This is a genomic window from Pseudoalteromonas sp. CF6-2 (assembly GCF_021729425.1).
Taxonomy (GTDB): Bacteria; Pseudomonadota; Gammaproteobacteria; order Enterobacterales; family Alteromonadaceae; genus Pseudoalteromonas; species Pseudoalteromonas arabiensis.
In genome coordinates this window covers 3,510,070-3,528,710 of sequence record NZ_CP091442.1, presented here as the reverse complement: position 1 = coordinate 3,528,710, position 18,641 = coordinate 3,510,070, and the positions used below count along the sequence as shown (strand labels likewise).

Below are 18,641 nucleotides of genomic sequence, written 5' to 3'. Positions count from 1 at the left end.
TTAGGTAAGAAAAAAGCCGAGTTTTCACTCGGCCTTTCCTGACAACACATAAGTAAGGTGAGACAGCTCACCTTACTTATTACTCTTCTTGTGCAGAAGCTGCGTCAAAGAGTGCTTTTATTTCTTCAGCACTAATCGCACCGTTGAAAATTTTCAGTTCATCAATAGCCCCGTTGTAGGGGGTATCCCAGTAGTTAACACCTAGGGCAAACTCGTTGGTTTCACCAGGGACTGTGAATACGCGAGGGAAACCGCCCGTTTCTAGCTGTAGTTCACCGTTCACGTACATTTTTATCGTGTCGCCGTTGGTGCCATCAACCGTAAAGGCAAGGTGAGTCCACTCTTTGAGAGGAATACGACTATCTAGCTCAGCATTATCGAAGAATGCACCGTTATTTGCCCATAAGCGGGTAAGCGCCGTTCCAGACATTGATGGAACATAACTTAACCAAGTGTCCGCACTCGCACCCGCGAAGAATGCGGTTGTGTAATCTGTGAAGCTTTCAGGTTTCAACCACATAGATACAGAGTAGTCATTGGTGGTAATTAGGTTATCCGGTAAACGAACCCCCGAACCGTCAAGAAATACGGCTTGGCCTATAATGCCATCTACATAAGTAACATTGCCGCCAGTATTATTAATTAAACCGCCAGTTGGTTTACCCGCTGCGTAGGCACCGTTTAAAGCACTTAAGTCACCTTCAAAGCTGTACTCAGCAGGGGCAAGTGATTTTAAGGTTACATCGAATGACTTGGTATCTGTGAAGTCTTTGTATCGAATAGTAGTCGTTAATGTCACGACTTGGTCGCCAGCTGTCGCACTTGGCTGAGTGACAATAGCTGTGCCATTGACGGGTTTTAAATATTGTTCGTTGTTGGATGTCCAGCTGATCCCTGATACAAATGGACCAACGCGAGGTAATTCGAAGTTCTCACGTACTGCAGATATATCACCTAAATCAAGGGCATTTGTGATAAAGCCTTCAAACTGAGTTGGATCAGTTAAGTTGTTAATCGCTGCACCGTTAATATCTAGGCTATTGAGTGCGTAGTCATACACAATGAACTCATCAATTTGGCCTTGGAACGGTAAATCCCAGCCATAGTTTACACCTAATGCAAAGTTACCTGTTTGTGTATTAAACATGTCGGGTCTTTGTATTGAACCAATTCTTTTGCCATCTTTATAAAGAGTAGCTGTTTGGTCTACATAAGTAATTGCAATATGCGACCAAGCTAATGGGGCTGGTGTAGTTTGGTTTACATCACCCCAAACATCTTTATTATTTTCATCAAAATAATGGCTCCAAAGGAATGAAGGAGAATTTGCTGGTACGACACTTATCCAGTTATCAACGGATGCTGCGGCAAAGAAAGTTGGAGAAAAGTCTGTGATTTTCTCAGGATTAATCCAATAAGAAACGGTGAATTCTGAGGTTGTAATTAAATTATCAGGTAAACGAACACCCGTTGCACCGTCAAAGTTAAAGGCTTTACCTGTTTGACCATCAGCGAAAGCGGTTGTGCCTACACCTACATTTAATAGATTGTTGTCAGTTACACCAGCATCATCTAGATTACCTAAGGCGTCGCGTAGTGAATCTTCAAATTGATAATGGGCAATTGCATTTCTAAATTCAGGTCGTGCTTTTAGGTTTACATTGAATGTTTTTGTTGCAACTTCACCATTAAGCTCTAGCGTTGCAGTTAAAGTGACTGCTTGATCACCTCGATCCGGCGTTGGGATAAAAATAGAACCATCTGTATCAATATAATACTCATTGCTAGACTGCCAAGTAATTTTTGTACCTGCTTTGCCTTTCGTTGGAAGTGAGTAACCATCGTCAGCGATTGTAAGCTCAGTTTTTATATTTAACGCATCTTGTATTGTTGCTAGAATTGTCTCAGACTCATTAATTTGCGCAACTTTTGTGCCCCATACTGTCGCATTATCTAAAGATGAGGCCGAAAAAGTAACGACTAGATCTTGTTTATTGTCATCCCATTGCCATTTTGCGACCCCGTAATAAGTCCCTGAATCAAGCTCTAGTTTGATATTTGAGTCATCAACCATGTACCAGATACCCTGCTCATCACCGGTAACAGAATGATCTTCGTTAAGAGCAATATGCATTGAACGAATAGCGTCGGTGTTTACCTCATTACCGTGGTTGATAAACTTGTAATAACCGTAAAGTTCATCTGCCACAACCATGTTGTCGCCTTCAAGCGGCACATAGCGTTGTGGTGAAGCCACTGGCCAGCCTAATGAGTTGATAAACATTTCGTGAACACGCACTTGGTGCGCTTCTGAAGTTGTTGGGAACTCAGTCGATGTTTGCGGGAAACGTGTATGCGTTACTAAAATATGACGACCTGTCGCTTCATCGTAGTAAGCAGAGTTATGACCTGGTGATTGGTAGCCCCATGCTGGTGCTGTTTCGCCAAGTTCTTGCGTGTACTCAAAACCACCCATTAACTTTTCGCCCACTTCAAGTCCGCTCATTGCAGCAATGTCGTTACCAGCGTTATCTAGGTAAGGGCCGTCAGGTGTTTTTGAGCGAGCAACACGGATGTTGTAACCATCGTTTAGCGCAAAACCAGCGACTGAGTAGAATAGGTAGTAGTATTCGCTTTCGGGGCTGTACATCACAAATGCACCTTCCATTGCTCGAAAGTCACCGCCTACCAGCTTTTTACCATAGCCTTGACCTGCTTCTGGCATACCGGTCTCTTCATTCATAGCTAGCACGAAAATACCGCCAGAATAGGAGCCGTAAACCAGCCAAAGTTTGCCGTTTGCATCATAGAAGGCTGCAGGGTCAATGGCGTTTGGATCAACGGCACCATTCCATGTCGTTTGACCGTTATCAAGTGGGTATGCTGAAAATTCAGCATCAGAGCGATAACCGCTGCGTAAGAAAATACCTTTGTTTTTATAAGGGCCTTCAATGCTGTCAGCTTCGGCTAAGCCAAGGTAAGAGCGATTCCAGCACACTTCATCAACCACATCTGCGGTATCTGGGTTATCTTGTGCGCAGTGGTTATAGTAGAACCAAAATTTGCCATTTGGCGCTTTGATTACATCTGCTGCCCAGTTTCCTGTGAAGCCATCTGTCCACTCAATACCTTCGGCAATTTCAGCTGTGTAGTTGTAGTCAAATAGTGGGCTTTCGTTAACAGCTGCGTTAGCTGAGAGGCTCGAAATTATTTCCCAGTTTAAGAGATCAGTTGATTTAGCGGCAGCAAGATGAGAGCCAAAAATATAATAGGTGTCGTCAACTTTAACCACAGAAGGATCGTGCACGCTTACATTAGTCATCATGACACTACCTGATTCAGTGTATTGAACACTGCTGCTTACACTTGGTTTTGCACTTTGCGGGTCGGCAACCGCAGGTGATGAGTCAAGCTTAGTACCCTCTTCTTTACCACAACCTGTAACAGCCAAAGAGCAAGCTATGATCATGGCTAATTTATTTAATTTCATTTTATGTGTCCTCTTGAAACTGGGATTCATTTTTTTATTCGATTGTTGTCAATAAAATTGCCGCGTGCCTATATCAAACTAATAAGAACGTAGTATTGTAATTTTATAGTACTATTTGAAATGTGCAAATACTTTTGCAAATGTAATTGAGGTGTAAACGCAAGGTTTCATATTTTACAATGTGTATAGGCGTATTTTTAATTTTTTTGAGAGGCCGATTTTGATGTTTGCTGAGCCATATTTAGCTTTTTAATTTAATTTTAGACTAGAAGAAGGCGAGGAAAGTGTTTATTTGTATTATATATAGGCAATAAAAAGGGCTCTTAAAGAGCCCTTCTTGAAATTATTTGTCTTGTTTACTGAGGCCTTCAGTGGTCATAATAATGCGCTTAAGCGTGCCATCTTCGTTGTAGTAAAGTGGCTCAATAGCGACCGAACGACGAAAACGCCCGCCACTTGGTTTGCCATCAATCGGTGGCACTGCACCAGTATGGTAAATAAAGTAGTCTTTACCTTTATATTCGATAATTGATTGGTGGTTGGTTTCGCTGTTACCCGCTATTTCATTCAAGATGCCTTTATATTCCCAAGGCCCGTGAATGCTTTTACTCATGGCATAACAGATCTTCTCTGGGAACTCACAGGCATAAGATACATAGTAGTTGTCGTTTTTCTTGTGAACCCATAACGCTTCGGTAAAGTTAGGCAAGTCCAGCGTTTTAATTTCACCATCAAGAGACAGTAAGTCGTCGCTGAGCTTTACATATTTAGGCATTAAGTTACCAAAGAACATGTAAGTATCGCCGTTTTCTTCAGTGAAAATAGCAGGGTCGATGTCGTCCCAATCATTTGGCGTATGTTTGGTCATGTCATCGGTTACAAGCGCATGACCAATGGCATCTTTAAATGGACCTGTTGGTGATTTAGAGGTGGCAACACCAATTGCAAAACCGGGTTTTGTGTCATTGTGGCGCACTGTGGTAAAGAAATAGAAAGTACCATCACGCTCAATCATGTGTGAAGCCCACGCTTGGCCCTTAGCCCATTTAAAGTCAGTGGCTTTCATTATTGGGCCGTGTTTTTTCCAGTTCACCATATCGGTAGAAGAAAAAGCCAGCCAATCATGCATTTCAAAGAAGACATCATTATTAGGGGCTTCATCATGGCCTGTATAAAGGTATACGGTGTCGTTGTGTACAAGTGCAGCTGGGTCAGCAGTAAATACATCGGTAAACAGTGGATTTTGTGCAACGGCTAAACTGCTTGAGAAGAGTAAAGGCAGTGTTAAGGCTTTGAGTTTCTTCATGAGTGTCCTCTTTGACTAATAATTGTTGTTCGAGCTATTACTTTGTCCACACTTAGATCTAACTTAAACAGCCCAAGTAATAAGCACTGTACGTTAAATTATACTGGGTAACTGATTGTTTACATCGCAACGATTTAGTCAGTGCAGTTAAAAGTAAACTTATATTGTATTATTGTATTTCAATATTAATAGTAGCATTAAAATGTGCAAGGTAAATAACTTGTTAGTCCTTTCTTGTTGTTTCTTATAAATTAAAAGAGAGTTTAGATGATCTGTTACTCATCTTTATCTTAATGATTATTATAGCCTTTTCATGGTTTTTTATATTTAAAATAGCCTTTCATATGTTTGTAACATGCTATAATCAAAGTGTTTTTGTAAACATAGCGACACTTATTTTAATTTATTAATTTTGAGTTGACTGTTAAATAGTCATACAATATGATTAAAGTTCAGGCAGCAAAGTATTAACATAAAAAATGTAGATTCACTCGCGCACCGTTTTGACAACATACGATGCACAATACAGTGGTCTCGCTTCGGTAACTGAATGGGGAAAGTTCAGCGGGCCGATATAACTATAATTTGGAGAACACCGCTTATGTTTAAAAGAACACACATAGCCAGTGCTGTAGTTATGGCATTTACTTGTCAATTTGCTTTTGCTCAAGAGGAAACGCCAACCACTCCTGAGAATAGCGCTGATGAAATGGAAGTGATTCAGGTATCTGGTATTCGCGGCAGCTTAAACAAAGCATTAGATGAAAAGCGTGCAAGCGTTCAGATAGTCGATGCCATTGTTGCAGAAGATATTGGTAAGTTTCCTGATAATAACGTGGTTGAAGCATTACAGCGTGTAACGGGGGTACAAACAACGGGTCGTGGTGCTGGTGAAGTAAGTGCAGTTTCAATTCGTGGCTTAACCGATGTTAATACAACTATAAATGGTCGTGCCATCTTTACTGGTGCGGGTCGTGATGTTTCACTACAAGATATTCCAGCAAGCCTTTTATCAGGCGTCACTGTTTATAAAACGCGCTCGGCAGATCAAATTGAGCGTGGTATCGCAGGGGCAATTGACATTAAAACGCACCGTCCATTCAACTTTGAAGGTGAAAAAGTCGTTTTAGCAGCACGTGCAATTTATTCTGATCAGTCTGATGAAATTGATCCTAATATCAGCGCCCTCATTAGCAATCGCTGGGATTTAGAGGGAGCTGGTGAATTTGGTGCGCTATTTAACGTCTCTTATGCAGAAACTAATTATCGCGATGACACAATAACAGCGGGCGCGGCATTCCCATTCTTTACAGATAAACCAGCTGTTGGTTATTCACCTTATTCTCGTATTCCAAATAATGACTCGCAGGGGAATTTGATTTGGCAGGCGGGACTTGAAAGTGGTTTGCCTTCGGCTGCTGGTTCAACATTAAATGTTGATGGTGTACCAACAGAATATTTGTTAGCTCGAGATGCGATTTTCGGTACGTCTTTTACAGGTGTTCGCAAACGACCTGCTGCATCAATATCACTCCAATGGGCTCCTAATGAAACGTTGGAAATTACAGCGGAAGGTTTCTATACCGGTTATGATAATCAGTCTCAAAACGCATTATGGTTCTCAAATACCTTTGAAAATGGTAATGGGAATATTGATACCCCCGTTGTGTTTGATGGTACTAATGTCATTAAAGAGAAACAAGCTATTGGTGCTGGTGGCTTCCAAAGTGGCGACTCTAACTCTGAAAAAACAGACAGTTACCTATATGCACTCGGCGCCGAGTGGCAAGCAAGTGATTACTTAACAATTAACACAGAACTTGTTTATCAAGAAAGTGAGTTTGAAAGCGACTTTTTTGGTATGCGGTTTGATCGTGTTGCTACAGGGTTAGATGTAGACTTTAATGATAATGACGGAATGCCAGGTATTGCATTTTGGGATGATCCGAACACAGCTTTAAATGAAGCAGACATGGCAGCCATCGAAAACTGGAATGCGAGTACATTATACGATAATGGCGGAGGTAACCGAGGCGACGCTCTTACATTTACTTTTGATGCGGAGTACTTAATTGGCGGTACATATTTCGATAAAGTAAAATTTGGTGGTCGTTATGAAAACCGCACCGCAGAGGAATTTACACGTACTCAGGACAGTGGCATAGCGGATACATCTCTTGCAAGTCTAATTGAACAACTTGCAGCAGCGGGTGCATCGGGTGATGGCTCAGGTGTGGTGTATCAAGTTAATGATTATTTAGATGGTCGTGCAGACGTTTTTGATAGCTTTATTACAGCGGACGGTGGTTACTTACTAAATAATGCGAATGCAATTCGCGGGATTTACGGACTTGAAGCGGAAGATAAATATAAAACCTTTGATATTGAAGAAGATTCATATGCACTTTATGCAACAACGAACTTTTTCTTAACCGAAGATATCAGTGGTGAAATTGGTGTACGTTATGTGAGCTATGAACAAGATATGAAGTTTACAGCTGAAACTGGCACTAATACCAATGTATTTGATACTAGCTCTGCAACTGCAGATGTAAGCAAAGTTCTACCAAGCTTTATGCTTAACTGGAATATTACCGATGATGTGGTTGGCCGTGTAGCGTATACAGAAACGCTGCGTATGCCTAACTTTGCTGATTTGAATGCGCTTCAGTATTGGACTGATCCACTTACTGAGGGGGCGATTTATGGGGAAGGCACTGGCGGTAACCCTGAATTAAAACCGACAGAATCGACTAACTATGATGTTTCCCTTGAGTGGTATTTTGCTGATACAAGTTCACTTTACGCAGCATATTTTAAGCGTGAAATTGAAGGCCTAGTTGTACCTGGCCGCAAAACAGTTGTACGTGAAGGTAACGATGGCGTCACTCGTCCATACGTATTAAGTGCACCCGTTAATGCTTCCAATGGTGAGCTATCAGGTTTCGAGTTAGGTTTAGTTTACTTCCCTGAAGAATTACCTGAATACTTGAATGGCTTAGGTGTGCAAGCAAGTTACACACTGCTTGATTCATCTCAAGACACGCCTGACTTTGACGAAGCAGGTAATATTTCTCGCTATGTAGAATCAGAGATGGCGGGTGTATCTGATGAATCATATAGCATCGTAGGTATTTATGAGCGTGATTCATTCGATATGCGTTTATCTTATGTATGGCGTTCAGAGTTTTATACGGGTAATGAAGCCGCTATCTTTGCTAATCCTTTGCAGTTTTGGAGCCGCCCAGAACAAAGCTTAGACTTCCAATTTAGCTACAATATCAATGAAGATTTTGTTGTGACCTTTGATGCAACAAACATCCTAGATGATGTTTACCAAAGTTACTACGGTGAAGGCAACGACAACCTATTTAACTTTAGTAATGCTATTTACTCACGCACATTTGCCTTGGGTGCACGTTATTCTTTCTAATTCTTAATTAGACCCAAAAACCCCAGCCCTGCTGGGGTTTTTTATTCGTAAAGCGCATGTTTGTTATCAGTCGAAAAGTGTTGCGATTTAATTAGTATGATAATACTATTAATTGAATTAGCATTAAATTTACAAAAATAACGAACGCAATGGCCAAGCTGTGTACTATCTAGGGCTGTAAATTTATTTGATACGCAGTGTTGAAGGCTTGTCATCATTGCTCGAAATAGTGAGCGTTGCTCATTATTGACCATTTAGGGTGTTGTTGTATGGAATCTCAAAAGTTATCCGTTGTAGAAAAGGTCGGCTTTGGTGCCGGTGACATGGCAGTGAATGTCATGGTAGCAGCGTTATTCTATTTTATGTCTTTCTTTTACACCGATATTTACGGGCTTGATCCGGTTGATATGGGTGTGTTGTTTTTAGTGGCGCGTTTTGTTGATGCCTTTACCGATCCTTTAATGGGAGTGATCACCGATAAAGTGAAAACGCGTTGGGGTCAGTTCCGTCACTGGTTCTTATTTTTATCTATACCTTATGGTCTGTCGGTGATTTTACTCTTTACTACGCCTGATTTTGACTACAACATGAAACTAGCTTGGGCCTATGCGACTTACCTGTTTGCAACCTTAATGTTTACCGGTGTCGCTATTCCTTATATTTCTTACATTGGTGTCTTAACCGCCGATCCAAAAGAGCGTTTGTCAGCCAACGGCTACCGTATGTTTTTCGCTAAGATTGCCAATGTAGTGATTGTATTTTCAGTGCCGCTGCTTGCATCATATTGGGGAGATGGCAGCTTGTCGTATGGTTATAAACTGGCAATGGCGTTGGTATCGGCATGTGCCGTTGCACTGTTCTTATTTTGTTTTTTTACAACGCGCGAACGTATTACTCACGAGCCGCAAAAAGAAAGTGTGCTTACGCAATTAAAAGTGCTACTTAAAAACGATCAATGGTTATTGCTGTGTGCGGCATGTGTACTGGGTACGCTTGGTTATGCGATTCGCGGCAGTGTTGCTATGTATTACGCAACCTATTATTTAGGCGTGCCTGATTTAGCAGGTGCCTTTACCAGTGCGGGTATTGCAGCATCTATTGTCTCTATGGTAGCAAGCACCTGGATCACCCAGCGCTACTGTAAAATGAAGTTATTTCGTCAATCACAAATTGCTGTGCTATTCATCTCATTGCTAATGTATTTTGTGGTGCAGCCGGGTGATGTAATGATGGCGTTTGTGCTGTATATCATCTTGTCATTTGTGGTTGATTTACACGCGCCAGTATTCTGGTCTGCGATTGCAGAAGCTGTGGATTACGGTGAAATTAAAGACGGTGTTCGTGCATCAGGCCTATCGTTTGGTGGTATTTCATTCTGTCAAAAAGCTGGGGGTGGCTTAGCTGGCTTAGCGGGTGGTTTATTACTGGCATTTTTTGAGTACAAGCCTAACGTTGAGCAAACCGAATTCACCCTAATGGGCTTAGCACTGATGCTAACTATCATTCCTGGTGTATTTCATGCACTGCTTGGCTTGATCTTAAAAAAATACAAAATCACCGATGAATACTACACGAATATGGTCATTCATAAGCGCCTACCACACTAACCATCCTTTAAGCGCACACACTTAAAAAGTGTGTGCGCTTTGCTCTTTAAAATAACAATTCGCTGGGAGACAACAGTATGAACACATTCAAAATGAGTTATTTAGCAAGTGTTTGCGCTACAATATTAACGGTGAGCGGTTGCAGTGAGCTGCCAACAGACAGTACACAAGCCGTTTCTGTAGAGCATGCTGAACATACCAGCGAACAACATTTATTTGCTCTCAACCAAGTCAGTTTAAGCGCCAGCCCGTTTTTACATGCACAGCAAACAAATGTGCGTTATTTATTAGCACTTCATCCTGATCAGCTTCTTGCTCCTTATTTGCGTGAAGCCGGTCTTGAACCAAAAGCGCCTAACTATGGCAACTGGGAAAGCACAGGCCTTGATGGCCATATTGGCGGACATTACCTTTCAGCCTTGAGCCTTGCATGGGCAGCCACGGGTGACGAAGAATTAAAGCAGCGTTTAGATTACATGCTAAGCGAGCTGGATCGCGCCCAACAAGCCACAGGTGGTTACTTAGGCGGTATCCCAAATGGCGATGAAATGTGGCAGCAGATCGAAAAGGGTGAAATCAAAGCTGATTTATTCAGCTTAAACGACCGCTGGGTGCCGCTTTATAATATCGATAAAATCTTTCATGGCTTGCGCGATGCATACGACGTAGCCGGCAGTGATAAAGCAAAACAAATGTTATTTAAGTTAGGCGAATGGTTCTTAGCGACCACTGCTAAGCTCACTGATGAGCAAGTTCAACAAATGCTGTACTCAGAGCATGGTGGCTTAAATGATGTGTTTGCTGATATGTACTTTATTAGTGACGATGAGCGTTACTTAAAACTAGCTCGCCAGTTCTCTCATAACATCATTATTGAACCCTTATTACACAAAGAAGATAAGTTAACGGGCCTGCATGCCAATACGCAAATTCCAAAAATTATTGGTATGTTGAAAGTGGCTAATGCCAGCGATGATAAAGCATGGCAGCAAGGTGCTGACTTTTTCTGGAAAACAGTCAGCCAAGAGCGCTCAGTATCAATTGGCGGTAACTCTGTACGTGAACATTTTCACGATAAAAGTGACTTCACGCCAATGGTTGAAGATGTTGAAGGCCCAGAAACCTGCAACACTTACAACATGATGAAACTGAGTAAGTTACTGTTCTTAAAAACCGGTGATACGCGTTATTTAGACTATTATGAGCGCGCCACATATAACCATATTTTATCGTCACAACACCCAGAGCATGGTGGTCTTGTTTACTTTACCTCGATGCGTCCAGGGCATTACCGCATGTATTCATCAGTGCAAGATTCTATGTGGTGTTGCGTAGGCTCAGGTATTGAAAATCACAGCAAATATGGTGAGCTGATTTATAGCAATACCGGTAAAGAGTTATGGGTAAACTTGTTTATTCCAAGCACGTTAAATTGGCAGCAGCAGGGTTTACAGATCACGCAAGACAGCCAATTCCCAGATGATAACAAGGTCTCACTTACTGTGAATCGCTTGTCTGAAGAGCAAAGCTCTGAGTCGGTAATTCATATTCGTAAACCGTCTTGGCAACAGGGTGAGCTGAGCTTTACTTTAAATGGACAGGCTGTAAGCGCAACCGAAAAAGACGGTTATTACAGTATCAGCCATGCATGGCAAAGCGGTGATAAGCTTGCTTTTGAACTTAGCCCTAAGCTTTATACTGAGCAGCTACCTGATGGTCAGCATTATTACTCAGTGATGTACGGACCTGTTGTCATGGCTACTAAAGTACACGCTTTTGCAAATGAAAAGCTTAACTTTGTTGCTGATAATAGCCGTATGGGCCACATAGCTGCAGGACCAACTTGTCCACCAGAAGCGTTGCCAATTATGCTGAGTGAGCCAGAAAAGTTTATTGCCGACCTCACTCGTAAGCCAGGCCAAGAGCTCGCATTTATCGCCGATAAAAATGTGGCGATTGCTAAACAAGGAATTGATAATACCAAGAGCACGGAGTTAATTCCGTTCTTCCGTTTACACGATAGCCGCTATCAAGTGTATTGGCCGCAGCAAAGCGAAGCTGAGTTCACGCAATTTGTTGCCGGTGCAAAAGCGGCTGAACAAGCGAAAGAGCAACTTCGTTTATTAACCGTTGATCAAATTACGCCGGGTGAGCAACAACCTGAAGTCGAACATGACTTTAAAGGTGAAGGAACCCGTGCAGGTGTCAATAATGGTCATCACTGGCGCGATGCGACAGGTTGGTTTGAGTATCAGCTTAGTAACCCAGAACAAAAAGCGGTTGCTTTGCGTGTTCGCTATTTTATTGGCGATGTGGACCGTCATTTCTCTATTAATTTAAATGGTGAGCAATTAGCTGCAGTTAGTTTGCCCGTAGGCAAGCCAACTGATGAGTTCTACACCATTGATTACCCATTAACAGAGGCAATGAAAAAGTCGAAAACGCTGACCTTACGTTTTGCTGCCGACAAAGACTCTGTTGCTGGTGGTATCTATGGTATTCGTTTAATCAACACACAATAAAGAGTTGGCTATGTTAAGCAACAATGTGTTTGCGACGGCTAAAGAGCATGTTTTACCGTCGCTTTTAGATAACAGCGCTGAGCAATACAGTTTTTACCACACACCCACAGGGCTTGGTTATAGAGTGATTGAGCAAGGTCTGGGGGATAAACCAAGTTGGGATGCTACAGTGACAGTGCATCAACGCCTTACCCTTAAAAATGGTCGGGTTTTATTCGATACTCGCAAGCAAGGCGCTGCTGTAGAGTACGAAATTGCAGAGGCGATAGTGGGCTTGCAAGAAGCGCTGCAATTAATGAATAAAGGCAGTCGCTTTGAGGTATTAATACCTGCGCATCTGGCACGCGATGTGTACAGCGTAATTATTGACCAGAAGCATCAACAAGGCTGTCAAAGCCCCATGCTCGTTGATATTACCTTGCTTGATTTCGTGTAGCAGATTTCATATCGCGTTGTTTGTTTCTTTTGTTGAGGTTTAACGTAGGGGGTGACGCGAGGTTCGACGCGCGGTAAACCCGCTGCTACAGGGATCGTAGCAGCGATTTTATATCGCGTTTGTTAGTCGTTTTTGATAGTGCGGGTTAACGTTGGGTAACCCCGCTGCGACAGGATTGGATAATTACTTTATAAGCTTGGTTTTAAGCTTGTTTAGGTCGGCTGGGTTTACAATCGGCCAATCGTTTTTCCAGCTCATAGGTAAAATACGTAGCTTTTGTACGCCGTTATCGGCTGTTTCGTAGGCGTGTAATACTAAATAGTCTTTGCCATCAAAGGTGTAAGCAGCATTGTGGCCAAGGGCTGCCCACTCTTTGTTACCTTCAATAACTAAGCTACCACCACCATCAATCATTGAACGACCTTGCTTATCTAAGTATGGGCCCTCGATGTTTTTGCTGCGGCCTACGCGTACGTTGTAAGTACTTTTTACACCTTGGCAGCACTTATCAAATGACACAAACAAATAGTAATAGCCATTCTTTTTAAAGATATAAGGCGCTTCAATTGGGCCATGTTCCGTGTTTGGACGACTCGCAATGTGATGCCATTTTTCAGGTTTTGCTAAGCGCACCATGTCATCATCAAGTTGTACTAGTTTAAGGCCACCCCAGAACGAACCAAAGCTCATCCACGGTGTGCCCTTGTCATCTTCGATTATCGCAGGGTCGATAGCGTTCCAATCGTCACGCTCAGGCACAGACTCAACCACAATACCGTAGTCAATCCACTTGTAATCAGGTGAAGCAGGGTCAAGGGTTTCGTTAACCGTTACACCAATTGCCGAGGTATTTTTGCCAAATGCAGAGACTGAGTAATAAAGGTAAAACTTACCATTTTTTTTGTACACATCGGGTGCCCATAAGTGGCCCCCGAAATTAGGGGAAACACGCTTTGCCCAACTTGGCTCATCTTTAAAAACGCGGCCTGTGAGCTTCCAGTTGGTTAAATCTTTCGATTCATAATAGGTAATACCAGGGCCTGTGCTAAATACATAATAGGTGTCGCCTTCTTTAGTCATCACCGGATCGTGTACTTCAACTTGCTTTGCAGATACGGCTGCGGCAGAAAAAAGTAGCCCTGTTGAAAGCCACTTCATCGCTTGTGTCACGTTACTTACGGGTCTCATGCTTGAATACCTTTTGTTGTTTTAACTCTTGTGTTCATTCAGCTACTATATAATATGTAATACAATATTAACAATAAAATCGAGACAAAATACAGGACACATTATGCTTAAGAAACTACCTCGGCTTACGCTTCTTACTGCGTTAAGCGCTTCGTCATTGCAAGTGCTTGCTGATGCTAATAGTAGCAAGACTCTAGCGCCAATTGATAACCCCATTGTACTCAAACGTGCTGATCCTTGGTTAGTTCGTGATGAAAAAAGTGGCTGTTACACGTTTATAGGCAGTTCGCCGAAATTTGATGAAATTGAGCTGCGCCAAGCTTGTCGTTTAAACGATTTAAAAATAGCTGAGCCGAAGGTAATTTGGCAAAAGCGCGATAAAGGCCCAATGAGTGTCAATATTTGGGCGCCTGAACTGCACCAAATTGATGGTAGTTGGTATATCTATTTTGCCGCAGGTGATGTCGAAAAACCGTTCAGTATTCGCATGTATGCGCTTAAAAATGGCAGTGCTAACCCAATGCAAGGTGAGTGGCAAGAAATGGGGCAAGTAACTAGCCACCTTGATAGTTTTTCGCTTGATGCTACAAGTTTTACGCACAAGGGTAAGCGTTACATGATTTGGGCGCAGCAGAACCAGCCTGCAACTTATAACTCGGCTTTATGGTTAGCTGAAATGGACTCGCCCACATCAATTAAAGAGCCCATTATCGTGATTACTGAGCCAACCCTTGATTGGGAAGTGCAAGGCTACAAGGTGAACGAAGGTGCTGCAGTTATCACCCATGGCGATAAAATATTTGTCACTTATTCAGCCAGTGCAACCGATCATCGCTATGCGATGGGCTTGCTATGGGCAGATGTGAATGCTGATTTACTTGACCCTACTAGTTGGCATAAGAAGGCTGAGCCGGTGTTTACGACCAATGCTGAGCTGGGTCGTTTTGGTCCTGGGCACAACAGTTTTGTAAAAGCTGAAGATGGTGTAACCGATTTAATGATTTATCACAGTCGTGACTATAAAGAGCTGAAAGGCACACCGCTTACAGATCCAAATCGCCATGCGCGAGCACGCATTATTACGTGGGATAAAAATGGCTTTCCAGTGTTTTCACCAGAGCTTGCTGATTAATTATTTATAATAAAAAAGGGCGCCAATTGGCGCCCTAGAACTTTGGGAACAAATGGTTACCAGAAGCGGTAGTAAATAAAAGCAGTAATACCAATAATACCTGCGGTATGAATGTAATCCCATTTATCTAAGCCGGCAGCCACTTCTTTCATAGTTGCTTTATCTAGGCTTGAGAAAGTAAGACCTTTCAATTGTTCTTCGTCTGCTTGCTTGGTAAACATACTCACCACAATCATAATCGCAACGACCACGACAAATAGCAGAATACAGTAATATAACCAGTTCATTGTGGTGATCCACGCAAATGATGAACCTGTTAAATCATCTTTAAATGGCAGTAACACTAAGCGGATCATACCAAGTACAAAACCCGACACTAAGCCCACAAAACCCGCTGTTGGAGTGATGCGTTTACTACATAAACCCAATAAGAATACCGCAGCAATACCTGGTGCAATAAGAGACTGCACACTTTGCAGGTATTCATACAGCACATCAGCTATTAAGCTCATGACGGGTATCCACAATAGGCCTAATACAACAATCACGATAGTGGCAATTCGGCCTACTTTAAGAAGATGCTTTTCACTCGATTCAGGTTTGAATTTCTTATAAAAATCAATGGTGAACAAGGTTGCAGATGAGTTAAATAATGAGGCTAAAGAGCTCATAAGCGCGGCTACTAAGCCCCCGATTACAATTCCTTTAACACCGGCTGGTAATAGCTCAGCAACTAAAGTAGGAAAGGCTTGGTCAGCACTTTCATAGCTAATAATACCTTTAACATTCAATGCATAAGCAATCATGCCCGGTACTAAGAAGATAAATACAGGAAGTAGTTTTAGGTAACCCGCGAACATGGTACCGCGACGCGCTTCTTTAATGCCTTTTGCAGATAAGACACGTTGTACAATGTATTGGTCTGTACACCAATACCAAAAACCAATAATGAATGAACCAAATACTATGCCTGGCCAAGGAAATTCAGCATCTGAAGCGCTGCGAATGAGGTGCATATTGGCATCATTGATACGCTCAACTTCTGCCCAGCCACCTACTTTATCTAAACCAACCACTAATATGACTAAGGAGCCAATAATGAGCACTGGTGTTTGCAACACCGAGGTCCACATAATGGCTTTCATACCGCCAAGTACCGTATAAATACCGGTGATCACCACAAGGCCAATGGCTGAAATCCAGAAGAAATCGATACCCCAAATACTCTCAATACCTAAGATTGTTTTAAATGCGATGCCGCCGGCATAAACCGTTACTGCGACCTTGGTTAATACATAACTAATCAATGAGATTACAGATAAGAAAGTCCGTGATTTAGAGTTAAAGCGGCGCTCTAAGAATTCTGGCATGGTGTAGACTTTACTACTCCAATAAAAAGGCACGAAAATCCAACCGAGTAGTAGAATGATCCACGATTGCATTTCCCAGTGAGCCAATGCCATACCCGATTGTGCACCTGAACCTGAAAGACCCACTAAATGTTCTGAGCCAATGTTTGAGGCGAAAATAGAGGCACCAATCACTAACCAACTTGCATTACGACCCGCTAAAAAATAATCAGCGGTGTCTTCTTCTTTTTGTCGCATAGACATCACGACAACGCCCAGCAACAGGACAAAAAATCCTGCGAGCACTGCCCAATCTAAGGTACTTAGTTCGACCATTGTGTGTTCCACCTAATTATGAAAAGTGAATATTGTTTTATAATTGTCAAATAAAAATATTATATTATAAATGGCTCGAGTGAAAGAGATTTGTTAAAATAAGGTGACAGTTAGTACATAAAATAGTGACTTAAAAGCTTGGTTTTTGTTCATTTATTCTGAACGTATTTATCTTTGCTTTTGATTTTAAAGAATAATTTGCAGGATGACGGAAGCAGTATATAAATGTATCATATACCCAGATCTTTTGAGGAACACTTATGGCGCGTTTAGAGAATTTAAACCTATCACAACAAGTTACCAATGAGCTTGGTAAAGCAATCATTGTTGGTGATTACAATACTGAAACGGGGCTACCAACCGAAGCACAATTATGTGAAGTGTATGGTATTAGTCGCACAGCTGTTCGTGAAGCAGTGAAAATGCTCGCTGCAAAAGGACTTATTTCTTCTCGTCCACGACAAGGTATTCGTGTGGAGTCAGCGGAGAACTGGAACTTATACGACACAAGCGTATTGAAATGGTTGCTTGAAAGCAGCCCATCATTATATGTATTAAAAGAGTTTTTACAGGTTCGCTTGGCGATTGAACCACAAGCAGCGGCACTTGCTGCAAGAAAAGGCGATCAAGCAGCCATCGCAGAAATTAAAATTGCATTAGATAAAATGCAAGCGGCAGCAGAAGAGCCAGAAGGCGTGATGCATGAGCCTGACCTTGCGTTCCACACGGCAATTTTGCACGCCAGTGGCAACCGTTTTTTCTATCAATTACGTGATTTTATTCGCACTGCGCTGCACGTGAGTATTCAACATACCACACCCGCTAAAGGCAATAAGAAGGCCATCGCAGAAGAACACTTTAAAGTGTATAACGCGATTGCAAGCGGTGACCCTGAGCGCGCTAAAAACATGATGACGTACATGATTGACGAAGCGATGGCGTTTATTGAAAAAGAAATCGCTGACAAAGAAGCGGCTAGATAAACATCGCTTCTTGACGTTGTAATTATTTTAAAACAAAAGGTTATCATGCCAAATTCAAACGAGCTAAAAACAGTTTACCCAAGCCTTGCTGGTAAAAGTGTGTTTATTACTGGCGGTGCATCGGGAATTGGTGAAGTAATGGTAACGCGGTTCTGCGAACAGGGCGCGAAAGTCACTTTTGTTGATATTGCAAGTGAGCAGAGCAATGCTTTATGCGCGAAATTAGCTGGTAAATATGAGTTTGACCCACAATTTATTCATTGTGATATACGTGACGTTGAAGCTTTACAAGCGGCTATAGAGCAAACTCGCCAGCAACAGGGAGACATTGCTGTGTTAATTAATAACGCAGCCGATGACACCCGTCACGCCGCTGAAAATATGGATGTGAAATATTGGGAAGACAAGTTTTCAGTCAACTTACGCCCATGTTTCTTTTCGTCGCAAGCAGTGGTTGAGCACATGCAGCGTTTAGGTGGTGGTAGCATTATTAATATGGGGTCGGTAAGCTGGCGTATTAAGCAAACTGGCATGCCAGCCTACACAACAGCAAAAGCGGGTATTGAAGGGTTAACCCGCTCATTGGCTGCTTCTTATGGTAAAGATAATATTCGTGTGAATTCACTGGTGCCAGGCTGGGTGATGACAGAACGCCAAATCACGCATTGGCTAACCCCAGAAATGATTGAAGATGTTCGTTTAAGTCAATGTATTAACGAAACAATTCAACCAGACCATGTTGTCAATGCTGCATTGTTTTTAGCCGCTGATGACAGTTGTATGATGACAGCACAATCGCTCATCGTGGATGCAGGTTGGACTTAATTTTTGAAGTAATTGCTAAATAGCTAATCTGTAA

Annotated in this window: 11 protein-coding genes; 7 read left to right on the top strand and 4 right to left on the bottom strand. The window is 42.2% G+C overall.

Annotation, left to right across the window (positions count from 1 at the left end; genetic code table 11):
• Window positions 1–79 precede the first annotated feature (79 nt).
• Together L3Q70_RS16360 and L3Q70_RS16355 are read right to left on the bottom strand one after the other, a co-directional pair.
• Window positions 80–3,490 (bottom strand): LamG-like jellyroll fold domain-containing protein, encoded by a 3,411-nt coding sequence (locus L3Q70_RS16360; protein ID WP_237114615.1) that lies wholly within the window; start codon window positions 3,488–3,490, stop codon window positions 80–82.
• Between the two features lie 343 nt (window positions 3,491–3,833).
• Window positions 3,834–4,796: a glycoside hydrolase family 43 protein gene (locus L3Q70_RS16355; RefSeq protein WP_062567464.1), complete on the bottom strand. Its 963-nt coding sequence runs from the start codon at window positions 4,794–4,796 to the stop codon at window positions 3,834–3,836.
• A gap of 601 nt (window positions 4,797–5,397) precedes the next feature.
• Here L3Q70_RS16355 and L3Q70_RS16350 point away from each other — a divergent pair.
• The 4 genes from L3Q70_RS16350 (at window position 5,398) to L3Q70_RS16335 (ending at window position 12,794) form a co-directional block, all read left to right on the top strand.
• The gene (locus L3Q70_RS16350) at window positions 5,398–8,229 is read left to right on the top strand and encodes a TonB-dependent receptor (RefSeq protein ID WP_062567465.1); all 2,832 of its coding nucleotides are present in this window, start codon (window positions 5,398–5,400) and stop codon (window positions 8,227–8,229) included.
• Window positions 8,230–8,498: 269 nt separating this feature from the next.
• Complete coding sequence (locus L3Q70_RS16345; RefSeq protein WP_193988021.1) at window positions 8,499–9,836, top strand: MFS transporter; 1,338 nt, start codon at window positions 8,499–8,501, stop codon at window positions 9,834–9,836.
• Between the two features lie 77 nt (window positions 9,837–9,913).
• On the top strand, window positions 9,914–12,358 hold the full coding sequence (locus L3Q70_RS16340) for a glycoside hydrolase family 127 protein (protein WP_237114614.1): 2,445 nt from the start codon (window positions 9,914–9,916) through the stop codon (window positions 12,356–12,358).
• A 10-nt stretch (window positions 12,359–12,368) separates the two neighbouring features.
• Window positions 12,369–12,794 (top strand): FKBP-type peptidyl-prolyl cis-trans isomerase, encoded by a 426-nt coding sequence (locus L3Q70_RS16335; protein ID WP_237114613.1) that lies wholly within the window; start codon window positions 12,369–12,371, stop codon window positions 12,792–12,794.
• 183 nt (window positions 12,795–12,977) lie between these two features.
• On the opposite strand, the gene L3Q70_RS16330 is transcribed toward L3Q70_RS16335, so the two are convergent.
• Window positions 12,978–13,952 carry an arabinan endo-1,5-alpha-L-arabinosidase gene (locus tag L3Q70_RS16330; protein ID WP_237115284.1) on the bottom strand — a complete coding sequence of 325 codons (975 nt, stop codon included), beginning with the start codon at window positions 13,950–13,952 and terminating at the stop codon, window positions 12,978–12,980.
• 133 nt (window positions 13,953–14,085) lie between these two features.
• On the opposite strand from L3Q70_RS16330, the gene L3Q70_RS16325 reads away from it, so the two are divergent.
• Window positions 14,086–15,114 (top strand): family 43 glycosylhydrolase, encoded by a 1,029-nt coding sequence (locus tag L3Q70_RS16325; RefSeq protein WP_062567471.1) that lies wholly within the window; start codon window positions 14,086–14,088, stop codon window positions 15,112–15,114.
• Between the two features lie 56 nt (window positions 15,115–15,170).
• On the opposite strand, the gene L3Q70_RS16320 is transcribed toward L3Q70_RS16325, so the two are convergent.
• Window positions 15,171–16,799, bottom strand: a complete 1,629-nt coding sequence (locus L3Q70_RS16320; RefSeq protein ID WP_062567472.1) for a sodium:solute symporter — start codon at window positions 16,797–16,799, stop codon at window positions 15,171–15,173.
• Between the two features lie 260 nt (window positions 16,800–17,059).
• On the opposite strand from L3Q70_RS16320, the gene L3Q70_RS16315 reads away from it, so the two are divergent.
• The gene (locus L3Q70_RS16315; protein ID WP_062567473.1) at window positions 17,060–17,782 is read left to right on the top strand and encodes a FadR/GntR family transcriptional regulator; all 723 of its coding nucleotides are present in this window, start codon (window positions 17,060–17,062) and stop codon (window positions 17,780–17,782) included.
• A 45-nt stretch (window positions 17,783–17,827) separates the two neighbouring features.
• The gene (locus L3Q70_RS16310; RefSeq protein WP_062567474.1) at window positions 17,828–18,607 is read left to right on the top strand and encodes an SDR family oxidoreductase; all 780 of its coding nucleotides are present in this window, start codon (window positions 17,828–17,830) and stop codon (window positions 18,605–18,607) included.
• The last annotated feature ends 34 nt before the right edge of the window (window positions 18,608–18,641 follow it).